Below are 2,292 nucleotides of genomic sequence, written 5' to 3'. Positions count from 1 at the left end.
TGCGGGCCAACGCCAAGCTCGCGGCGCGCACCGGCGTGCCAGAGGAGTCGATCCTGTTGGCGGAGAACGGCGTCAGCGTCGACTTGCGGGCTGGGGTGGCGTCCATCGCGGGTGCCGTGCCGGTCGGGAAGATGTTCGTCGACGGCTTGGTCGACGGCGACGTCGGCGACATCACGCTGGGGGAGCGGCTCATCCTGTCGTCGGGCTTCGTCGCGGTGACCGTGGTGGTCCAGCGCGGCACCGGCCGCCCGGTGACCGCGCCGCAGCTGCATTCGCGGGGGTTCTCCGAGGATCCCAAGGCCCTGGAGCCCGCGCTGCGGCGCGTCGAGGCGGAGCTGGAATCGCTGCTGTCCGAACAGATCACCGACCCCACCCGGATCGCGCAGGCCGTGCGGCGCACCGTCGGCAAGTGGGTCGGTGAAACCTACCGGCGGCAGCCGATGATCGTGCCGACCGTCATCGAGGTCTAGGCGCCGGGCTACACCTTCTCCGCGTACGCCAACCACTCCAATTGCGACGCCGTGAGCGTGCGGCCGGCGGGCGCGAGGTAGCGCGCCGCGAGTTCGTCGGGGCCAGCCTGCTCGATCAGCCGCCACCCGTAGCCGCCGATGAAGGCAGCAACCTCGTCGGGCTGTAAGCCGAAGCGCCACAACTGTTGTCGCTGCCGCACGGTGCGGTACAGCGTCCGCGTCCCGTAGCGGTTGGTGCCGTCGATGAAATCGCGCCGCACGTAGGTGAATACGAGGCGGCTCCCCGGCGCGGCCGCGCGCAAGCCCTCCAGCGTCCGCCGAACGGTCTGCTCGCTCAGGTACTGCGTGACGCCCTCGCAGATGAAGAACACCCGGTAATCGGTGCGGTACCCGTGCTCGGCGAGCGCGGTCAGCAGGTCGTCGCGCTCGAGGTTCAGCGCCACCAGGCGCACCGACAGCGGCGGCTGGCCCAGCACCCGCCGGACCGTCCGCAACTTTCTGGCGACGTTGACCGGCAGGTCGACCTCGAACACGGGGATCCGAACGCGGCGGGTCAGCAGGTAGGCGCGGGTATCCAACCCGGCGCCCAGGATCACCACGGCGTTGACGCCCTCCTCGAGCGCCTCGGTGAGTTTGTCGGAGATGAAGCGCTTGCGGCACGCCAGCGTCGCCCACAGCCCGGGACCGGTGAACTCCGAGCCGCGGATCATCAGGCGACGCACGGGGGTGAACCGCGCCGCGGCGACCAGCCAGCGCAGCGGCGCCGGCAGGAACAACTCGGCGAGGTCATCGTCGAGCAGGCGCCGGCCCGCCGGCTCGTTCTGCTCGACGGCCGCCAACACCATGGGCCCAAAGGCGGTGCGAGCTACCTGGTTTCGTGCCATGGCCGTTACTTGTTCAAGAATCCGGCATCCACCGGCAGCGCGACACCGGTGACGTAGCGGGCTTGATCGGAGACCAGCCAGGCCACCGCGTTCGCGATGTCTTCGGCCTGCAGCACCGCGACGGGCATGGCGTTGCCCATGGCCCCCGGTGTGTCCGTCTCGGCGGCCATCTTTGCCAGCCAGTCCCGGGTGAACTCGTTGTTGATCATCGGGGTGTCGACGCCGGACGGGTGAACCGAGTTGACCCGGATATATTGTCGGGCAAGCAGATTGGCGTAGACCCGCATCAACCCGACGACGCCGTGCTTGGCGGCGGCGTAGCCGACGGAGCCGGCGTCGGGGCTGCCAACGCCGGCCAGCCCGGCGCTGGAACTGATCAGGACGATCGACCCGCCGGCGCCCTGCTCGACCAGCGTGGGTATCGCCACCTCGATCGTGTGGTAGACGCCGGTGAGGTTGACATCGATGACGTCGCGCCAGCCGTCCTCACCGGACTGCATGGGGGCGATCCCGGCGTTGGCCACCACAATGTCGAGGCGGCCGAACTCGTCGAGGCCCGCCCGCAACGCCGTGGCCAGCGAGTCGCGGTCCCGCACGTCGCCGCGGGCCGCGACGATGCGGGCGCCGGAATCCTCGACGAGCTTGACGGTGGCCGCCAGGTCCTCCTCGGTGGCCAGCGGGTAGGGCACGCTGCCGATCTGTTCGCACAGGTCGACGGCGATGATGTCGGCGCCGTCGGCGGCCAGGCGTAGTGCGTGCGCGCGGCCCTGGCCGCGGGCGGCGCCGGTGACGAAGGCGACCTTGCCCGACAGGGGCCCCGCGGACGAGGGAGTCATCAGGGCCGCAATTGGCCCTTGTCCGGGTCGCCCGCCACGACCGGCTGCAGCATCTTGATGTCCGGCGCTCCCGCCAGGTGCTCGCCGACCGCGCCGAACATC

Annotated in this window: 2 protein-coding genes and 2 pseudogenes; 1 reads left to right on the top strand and 3 read right to left on the bottom strand. The window is 70.4% G+C overall.

Annotated features, from left to right (window positions below):
* Nucleotides 1-470 (top strand): annotated as a pseudogene (locus A5714_RS03800) (ribonuclease J); the annotation flags it as partial.
* A gap of 8 nt (nucleotides 471-478) precedes the next feature.
* Here A5714_RS03800 and A5714_RS03795 read toward each other — a convergent pair.
* The 3 genes and pseudogenes from A5714_RS03795 to A5714_RS03785 form a co-directional block, all read right to left on the bottom strand.
* Nucleotides 479-1,354: an SAM-dependent methyltransferase gene (locus tag A5714_RS03795; RefSeq protein ID WP_068282913.1), complete on the bottom strand. Its 876-nt coding sequence runs from the start codon at nucleotides 1,352-1,354 to the stop codon at nucleotides 479-481.
* A gap of 5 nt (nucleotides 1,355-1,359) precedes the next feature.
* Nucleotides 1,360-2,190, bottom strand: a complete 831-nt coding sequence (locus tag A5714_RS03790) for a mycofactocin-coupled SDR family oxidoreductase (RefSeq protein ID WP_068282908.1) — start codon at nucleotides 2,188-2,190, stop codon at nucleotides 1,360-1,362.
* Nucleotides 2,190-2,292 (bottom strand): annotated as a pseudogene (locus A5714_RS03785) (antibiotic biosynthesis monooxygenase); the annotation flags it as partial. The gene A5714_RS03790 and the pseudogene A5714_RS03785, both read right to left, overlap by 1 nt.

The organism is Mycobacterium sp. E2462 (genome assembly GCF_001672685.1).
GTDB lineage: Bacteria > Actinomycetota > Actinomycetes > Mycobacteriales > Mycobacteriaceae > Mycobacterium.
This window is presented reverse-complemented; position numbering and strand designations above follow the sequence as displayed.

What these genes read in the sequence shown, in the direction of transcription:
- A5714_RS03795 (WP_068282913.1), bottom strand. Translation starts at nt 1,354, where the DNA reads ATGGCACGAAACCAGGTAGCTCGCACCGCCTTTGGGCCCATGGTGTTG.
- A5714_RS03790 (WP_068282908.1), bottom strand. Translation starts at nt 2,190, where the DNA reads ATGACTCCCTCGTCCGCGGGGCCCCTGTCGGGCAAGGTCGCCTTCGTC.